We start from the raw sequence: 7,669 nt of genomic DNA, 5'->3' as shown, positions 1-7,669 counted from the left end.
GGGTGGTGGCGCTGACCGCGGCCGTGGCGGTGGGGCTGGGGGCCGGGACCACCGATCTCGGTTCGCAGCCCGGACCCGGCGGTGCTTGGGGGAACCGGCCGTTGTCGGACATCTTCAAGTACGCCATGACTCTCGGTACGGTCGACCAATCTGGCGACTCCTATGTCCCGGAACCGGCGGCCGTGGACCTGGCAGCGGTGTTGGGGCAGGTGGACCCGTCCCTCACCCACCTCGTCGGCTCCCACGGCGGTGAGCATGAGCCGCGCATCGTCGCCGCCGGCAGCGCGCACGCCAAGCAGGCCAACGCGATCGTCATGAGCTCGGTCTGGACCGACGACACCCTTCGCCAGTCCGGTGAGCTGGACTTCACGTTGTCTTCCTCCAGCGGGTGGGCACACACCATGGGGACGATGACCGGGTTCAGTACCGACCAGCTGGCCGCGCCCTGCAACATCGCGTTCGGCGAGATCACCCCGGCGCCGGGGGCCACGACCGGATCCATGCTGCCGGCGCAGTGGTCGTCGTGTGCGGTGACGCGCCTGTCGGACGGCTCCACGATCGGCAGTGCTTCGGCGAAGATCGGCCAGGGCACGGCGAGCGTGGCGGTCCGGCAGTTCGCCGACGGTGAGCTGTTCTCCCTCGCCGCACAGGACTTCCAGACACCGTGGCAGGGGACGGTGCCGGATCCGGCGACGGTGGTCCAGCCGACACCGTGGACCGCGCAGTCCCTGGCCTCGGCGCTGGCCGATCCGGCGATCCACTCCGGCTGGAACCCGCTCCCGCCTCCTGATCCGGACGGAAAGCTGCTGCTGCCCGCCGACTTGGGGACGGGTTGGTCCTTCGACACCGGACAGGCGGACCAGGGCACCAGCGGGATGTTGCAAACCGTCAACGGCTGCAACGCCCCGGAGAACCTGCCTTTGTCGAAGACCGGATCGGACGCGCACTATTGGGGTCCGCTGCCGAACGGCGTCTCCGGCACGGCGTACGAAGGCGAGTACTTCCTGTCCCGCGGTACCGGTGCGCAAGACATGACGAAGGTCCGGGAGACGGCCCAGGGCGGGTGCAAGGACGGTCCGGTCGACTACTCGAAGGACACGGTCACGCCGCTGCCCGCCGGGATCGGCGACGAAGCGTTCGCCCAGGCCGTGCCGGATCTGGGGATCGTCAGCGTCTATGTCCGCGTCGGCGACACGATCCTGCGGACTGACCTGTCCAACAGCAACCACGTCCGAGACCAGAGCTGGACCACCAAGACTCCGCTCGATCTGAGCTCGGCGGCTGACCAGCAGTGGCTCGCGGGCATCGGACGGTCCATGGTCGCCCGCTACTCCGGTGGCGCGACCCACCACTGAGGGTTCCGCATCCGGGTTCCACATCCGGGTTCTGTATCCGGGTCCTCACACGGCTCGTCGGCACCGCATCGCGGTCGCCGGCGAGCCGTTCGGCGAGTGGTGGGGCGAGCTGTTCGCAACAAACAGGAACCCGTTCTAGTTTTGCCCCGTGTACCCCTTGCAGCCTCTCAGGGCCCGTGTTGTACTCCACTACTGACGATCCATCAGATGGAGTAGGCGGGAGTCGCGCATGGCAGGGCTGGGTTTCTGGAAGATCGCGCAAGCCGACCCCGACTGGACCGCCGTCATCGAGGAAGCCGGCGACGAGCACAGGGCCGGCGACGTCCTGGCGCGCGCCAACCAGACCGTGCACGCGCTGCGCGCCCTCGGCATGGCCGACGGCGACGGGCTCACACTGCTGATGCCCAACCTGGTGGAGATGGTCGAGATCTACGCCGCCGCGTTGCAGGCCGCCTGGTACTACACGCCGATCAACTTCCACCTGGCCGGGCCCGAGATCGCCTACATCATCCACGACGCCGAGGCCAAGGCCTTCTTCTGTCACGCGCGCTTCGCCGACCTCGGCCTGGCCGCCGTCGCGGAACTGGAGAAGGAGGGGCAGGGGCTGCCGAAGGAGGCGCTGATCAGCGTCGGCGGCGACATCCCCGGCTTCACGCCGCTGGCGCGGTTCCGCGCCGGGCACAGCACCGACCTGCCGGAGAACCGCAGCTATGGCACCGCGATGCACTACACCTCCGGCACCACCGGCAAGCCCAAGGGCGTGCGGCGCGCGCTGTCCGGTCAGGACCCGGACATGATGGCCGAGATGAGCACGGTGCTGCCCGGCTTCTTCGGCATCAAGCCCGGCGCCGGCGGCGTGCACCTGGTCACCTCGCCCAACTACCACACCGCGGTCACCCAGTTCGGCGGCACCGCGCTGCAGATGGGCCACACCCTGGCGCTGATGGACAAGTGGACGCCGGAGGGCACGCTGGAGATGATCCAGCGCACCAAGGCGACGCACACCCACATGGTCCCGACCCAGTTCCATCGCATGCTGCACCTGCCGGAGGAAGTGAAGCAGCGCTACGACGTCTCCTCGATGAAGGTCGCGATCCACGCCGCCGCGCCGTGCCCGCAGCACGTCAAGCGGGCCATGCTCGACTGGTGGGGCCCGGTCGTCTACGAGTACTACGCCGCGACCGAGGGCGGCGGCACCATCGCCACCCCCGAGGAGTGGGTCGCGCACCCCGGCACCGTCGGCAAGGCCTGGCCGATCAGCGAGGTCGTGGCGCTGGACGACGACGGCGAGGAGGTGGCGGTCGGCACGCCGGGCACCGTCTACATGAAGATGGGCGTCGGCGAATTCGAGTACAAGGGCGACAAGGCGAAGACCGAGGCCAACCGGCGCAACGGCTACTTCACCGTCGGCGACATCGGCTACTTCGACGACGACGGCTTCCTCTACCTCTGCGACCGCAAGATCGACATGATCATCTCCGGCGGCGTCAACATCTACCCGGCCGAGATCGAGGGCGAGCTGCTGCGGCATCCGGCGGTCGGCGACGTCGCGGTGTTCGGCATCCCGGACGAGGACTGGGGCGAGCAGATCAAGGCCGTGGTCGAGCTGAACGAGGGCTACGAGCGCTCCGACGCGCTCGCCGCGGAGATCATCGGCTCGCTGGACGGCCGGTTGGCCCGGTTGAAGTGGCCCAAGACGCTGGACTTCACCGACCAGCTCCCGCGCGAGCCCAACGGGAAGCTGTTCAAACGGCGGCTGCGCGACCCGTACTGGGCCGGCCACCAGAGCGCGATCTGAGGCCCGGGATCGAGATGACGACTCAGGCTTCTCTGCCCCCTGAAACCCCTCAGACCTCTGATGCGCGCGTGGTGCACGTCCTGGAGTTCCCCGGCGGCTACACCCGCTCCACCGGCCCGGTGATCGGCCGGTTCCTGACCGGTCTGCGCTCCGGGCGGCTGTTCGGCGTGCGGATGCCGGACGGCAGGGTCCTGGTCCCGCCGACCGAGTACGACCCGCAGACCGCGGCCGCGCTGGGCGCCGCCGACGAGGACTGGGTGCAGGTCGGCCCGGCCGGGACCGTGACCACCTGGACCTGGGTCGACGATCCGCGCCCGGACCACCCGCTGGACCGGCCCTTCGCCTGGGCCCTGATCCGGCCCGACGGCGCCGACACCGCGCTGCTGCACGCGGTGGACAGCGGTTCGAAGGCGGCGATGGCGACCGGGATGCGGGTGCATCCGACGTGGCGGGCCGAGCGCACCGGGGCGGTCAAGGACATCGCGTGCTTCGCGCCGGGGGAGGGGCCGGCCGAGGTGCCGGCGCTGGCCCCGGCGGGGGTTCCGACCCCGGTGGACGGTCCCGCGTCGGACGGGGAAGCAGAGCTCGAACCCGTCTCCATGGTCACGCTGCCGCACCGGCTGGAGTACCGGCTCCGAGGCGGGACGGTCTGGAACCACTTCATCGACGGCATGGCCGTCGGGCAGATCCGCGGCACGCGCTGTGCGAAGTGCGGCAAGGTCTTCGTGCCGCCGCGCGGTGCGTGCCCGGGTGACGGCGTGCCGGCCACCGAGTGGGTGGACCTGCCGGACACCGGCGTGCTGACCACGTTCGCGGTCAACAACGTCCCGGCCGCCGGCGCGCCGGAGGTGCCGTTCATCAGCGGCTACGTGCTGCTGGACGGCGCCGACGTCGCGATGCTCGCCCTGGTTTCCGACGTGCCGTGGCAGGAGGTGCGGATCGGGATGCGGGTGCGGGGGGTGTGGGTGCCGGACGCCGAGCGGACGCGGTCGGTGAAGAACCTGAAGTGGTTCGCCCCGACCGGCGAACCCGACATCCCGTTCGAGCAGTTCGAGGAGTACGTGTGATGAGGGACGTCGCGGTCGTCGCGTTCGCGCAGAGCGAGCACAGCTTCTCCGACCTCGGCTGGACCGAGGCGGATCTGGTGATGCCGCTGGTGAACGAGGTGCTGTCGGTCACCGGCATGGACCGCTCCGAGATCGGCTTCACCTGCTCGGGGTCCAACGACTACCTGGTCGGCACGCCGTTCTCGTTCGTCGCGGCGCTGGACACCATCGGCGCGTGGCCGCCGATCGCCGAGAGCCACGTGGAGCAGGACGGCGCCTGGGCGCTGTACGAGGCGTGGGTGCGGATGCAGCACGGCGACATCGACGCGGCGCTGGTGTACGGGTTCGGCAAGGGGACGGTCGGCGACCAGGTCGGGATCAGCTCGCTGTCCTACGACCCCTACTACCTGGCGCCGCTGGTGCCGGGGCACATCGCGATGGCCGGGCTTCAGGCGCGGGCGCTGAAGGACGCCGGGTTCGACGTCGATCCGGATCCCACACCGCCACCGGCCACGGACGGTGCCGCGGCGGTGATCCTCGCCGCCGGGGACGTGGCGCGCCGGGTGTGTTCCCGGCCCGCGTGGATCACCGGGCTCGACCACCGGATCGAGCCGCACGCGGTCGGGTCCCGGGATCTGACGCGGAGCCCGTCGACGCGGCAGGCGGCGGCGCGGGCCGGGGTGCGTCCCGGCGTCGTTGACTTCGCCGAGCTGCACACCCGCTTCGAACACGAAGAGATGCTGCTGCGTCGCGAGCTGGGTTTGGACGAGAAGACCGTGGTGAACGCCTCCGGCGGTCCGCGCAAGGCGGATCCGATCATGGCGACCGGTCTGATCCGGATCGGCGAGGCCGCCGCGCGGATCCACGACGGCAGCGCCCAGCGCGCCGTCGCCCACGCCGCTTCCGGACCGTGCCTTCAGCACAACCTCGTCTGCGTCCTCGCAGCTGATACCGCATCAGACCTCGCATCCGAAGGGGAGCGCTGACCATGGGCAACCGGTGCGCCGTGATCGGCGTCGGGCAGACCAAGTACCGGACCAAGCGGGCCGACGTGTCGCTCGCCGGGATGGTGCGGGAAGCCGCGCTGGAGGCGCTCGCCGACGCCGGGCTGACCTTCGCCGACATCGACTCGGTGGTGGTGGGCAAGGCCCCGGACATGTTCGAGGGCGTCGCCACACCCGAGCTCTACCTGGCCGACGCGCTCGGCGCGGTCGGCAAGCCGATGATGCGCGTGCACACCGCCGGCTCGGTCGGCGGCTCGACCGCGCTGGTCGGGGCCTCGCAGGTGCAGGCCGGGCTGCACGAGCGGGTGCTGGTGGTGGCGTTCGAGAAGCAGTCGGAGTCGAACGCGACGTGGGCGCTGTCCACGCACTCGCCGTTCTCGGCCTCGCTGGTCGTCGGCGCCGGCGGGTATTTCGCGCCATATATCCGGGCCTATATACGGCGTTCCGGTGCTCCGGCCAATATCGGGATGATGGTCGCGGTCAAGGACAGAATCAATGCCTTGCGTAATCCGTACGCGCATTTGAAGATCCCGAACATCGACCTCGCGATGGTCGAGGAATCGATGATGTTGTGGGATCCGATTCGCTATCTGGAGACTTGTCCTTCTTCGGACGGTGCGGTGGCGATGGTGCTGGCCTCCGAGCAGGCCGCCGAGGCGGCCGGCGCGGCCACCGGGCGGCCTCCGGCCTGGGTGCACGGTGCGGCGATGCGCTCGGAGCCGATGGGGATGGCCGGGCGGGACAGCGTGGACCCGCGGGCCGGGCGCGACTGCGCGGCCGACGTCTACCGGCAGGCCGGCGTCACCGAGCCCCGGCGCCAGTTCGCCGCGGCGGAGGTGTACGTGCCGTTCTCCTGGTACGAGCCGATGTGGCTGGAGAACTTGGGGTTCGCGGAGAAGGGGTCGGGCTGGAAGCTGACCGAGGCCGGCGCGACCGCGTTCGACGGGGACATCCCGTGGAACCCCTCCGGCGGCGTGCTCTCCTCGAATCCGATCGGGGCCTCCGGGATGATCCGCTTCGCCGAGGCCGCGCAGCAGGTCCGGGGCCAGGCCGGGGAGCATCAGGTGGCTGCCGCCGTCGACGGCTCGCGGCTGGCCCTGGGGCACGCTTATGGCGGCGGATCTCAATTCTTTGCGATGTGGGCGGTGGGGGCGCGCAAGCCATAGATCGTTCTCTGCTTCTTCCGCGTCCCGGGATGAGAATTCCACATTTCCACCGCGGTCATAAGCCGCACTTGGCGTCATGTCCGGCGCGGAAACGCACCGCGATATAGGGAGGGTATTGCGACGCCGTTCAGCTCGGCGTAACGTCCGCGTTCAACACCGGCACGGCGGGGCGGACCGAGGCCGGTCACCTGGGCTGTGAAGTGCGGTGGACGACGTGGCGACAGTCGAATTCCTTCAAGCGAGTTGCACATACCCGGAAGGCAGACGCAAGGCGGTTGACAACCTGACGCTCTCCGTGGCGGACGGCGAGTTCCTGGTCCTGCTGGGCCCCTCCGGCTGCGGCAAGACCACAGCCCTGCGCATGCTCGCCGGCCTGGAGGACATCCAGACCGGCCAGGTCCTCGTCGACGGCCAGGACCTCGAAGGCACCCCGCCCGGCGAGCGCGACCTGGCCATGGTGTTCCAGAGCTACGCCCTCTTCCCGCACATGTCGGTGGCCCGCAACCTCGGCTTCCGCATGGAACTCGCCGGCGCCCCCGCCTCGGCCGTCTCGCGCCGGGTACGCCGCGTCGCATCAGAGCTGAACTTGTCGGACCGCCTGGACCGCTTGCCCAAGACCCTGTCCGGCGGCGAGCAACAGCGCGTGGCCATCGGGCGCGCGATGGTCCGCGAACCGCGCGTGTTCCTGATGGACGAGCCCCTGGGCGCGCTGGACGCCAAGCTGCGGACCACCGCCCGCGCGAAGATCGCCGAGATGCAGCGCAAGAGCGGTATCACGACCCTGTACGTCACGCACGACCAGGTCGAGGCGATGGCGATGGGAGACCGCATCGCGATCATGAACCGCGGCGTCCTGCAGCAGGTCGACACCCCGCGCAGACTCTACGACCACCCGGTGAACGAGTTCGTGGCAGGCTTCGTCGGCTCCCCAGCGATGAACCTGGTCCCCGGCATGTACAAGCACGGCTGGGCCCTCATCGGCGAGGCGGGCGTGTACGAGGTCCCGGTGGAGGTGGCGTACCCGCTGACGTCCCCATCAGTGCTGGTCGGCTTCAGACCGGAACACGCGACCTTCGCAGCCCCCGGCAACGGCCTCTACACCACGGTGAGCCTGGTGGAACGCCTCGGGCACACGGCCTACGCGCACTGCGAGATCAGCGTCGGGCGCGGGCGCCGCACGGTGATCGTGCGGTGCGAGGAGAACGCGGCGCCTCGAGTGGGGGCGCAGGTGGGGGTGGTGCCGGATCCTCGGGAGATACATGTTTTCGATGGGGAGACTGGGCTGCGGGTGGGGCGGTAG

6 protein-coding genes are annotated in these 7,669 nt (G+C 69.9%); all 6 read left to right on the top strand.

Annotated elements, in window-relative coordinates:
* On the top strand, positions 1 to 1,355 hold a 1,355-nt coding region (locus KGQ19_RS45930), incomplete at its 5' end, for a hypothetical protein (RefSeq protein ID WP_212021473.1).
* A gap of 229 nt (positions 1,356 to 1,584) precedes the next feature.
* The gene (locus tag KGQ19_RS45925; RefSeq protein ID WP_212021471.1) at positions 1,585 to 3,153 is read left to right on the top strand and encodes an acyl-CoA synthetase; all 1,569 of its coding nucleotides are present in this window, start codon (positions 1,585 to 1,587) and stop codon (positions 3,151 to 3,153) included.
* A 68-nt stretch (positions 3,154 to 3,221) separates the two neighbouring features.
* Positions 3,222 to 4,220 carry a Zn-ribbon domain-containing OB-fold protein gene (locus KGQ19_RS45920; RefSeq protein WP_307856716.1) on the top strand — a complete coding sequence of 333 codons (999 nt, stop codon included), beginning with the start codon at positions 3,222 to 3,224 and terminating at the stop codon, positions 4,218 to 4,220.
* Positions 4,220 to 5,185, top strand: a complete 966-nt coding sequence (locus KGQ19_RS45915; protein ID WP_212021467.1) for a thiolase family protein — start codon at positions 4,220 to 4,222, stop codon at positions 5,183 to 5,185. The genes KGQ19_RS45920 and KGQ19_RS45915 overlap by 1 nt, the downstream gene beginning before the upstream one ends.
* A gap of 2 nt (positions 5,186 to 5,187) precedes the next feature.
* Complete coding sequence (locus tag KGQ19_RS45910) at positions 5,188 to 6,369, top strand: thiolase family protein (RefSeq protein WP_212021465.1); 1,182 nt, start codon at positions 5,188 to 5,190, stop codon at positions 6,367 to 6,369.
* A 214-nt stretch (positions 6,370 to 6,583) separates the two neighbouring features.
* A complete protein-coding gene (locus KGQ19_RS45905) occupies positions 6,584 to 7,669 on the top strand; it encodes an ABC transporter ATP-binding protein (protein WP_212021463.1) in 1,086 nt (361 codons plus the stop codon).

It is taken from the genome of Catenulispora pinistramenti (genome assembly GCF_018274385.1).
Lineage (GTDB): Bacteria > Actinomycetota > Actinomycetes > Streptomycetales > Catenulisporaceae > Catenulispora > Catenulispora pinistramenti.
The sequence above is the reverse complement of the archived record's forward strand: the minus strand, read 5'-3'. Positions and strand labels throughout refer to the sequence as shown.

Coding starts and splice junctions, on each gene's coding strand:
- KGQ19_RS45915 (WP_212021467.1), top strand. CDS start 4,220: ATGAGGGACGTCGCGGTCGTCGCGTTCGCGCAGAGCGAGCACAGCTTC.
- KGQ19_RS45910 (WP_212021465.1), top strand. CDS start 5,188: ATGGGCAACCGGTGCGCCGTGATCGGCGTCGGGCAGACCAAGTACCGG.
- KGQ19_RS45925 (WP_212021471.1), top strand. CDS start 1,585: ATGGCAGGGCTGGGTTTCTGGAAGATCGCGCAAGCCGACCCCGACTGG.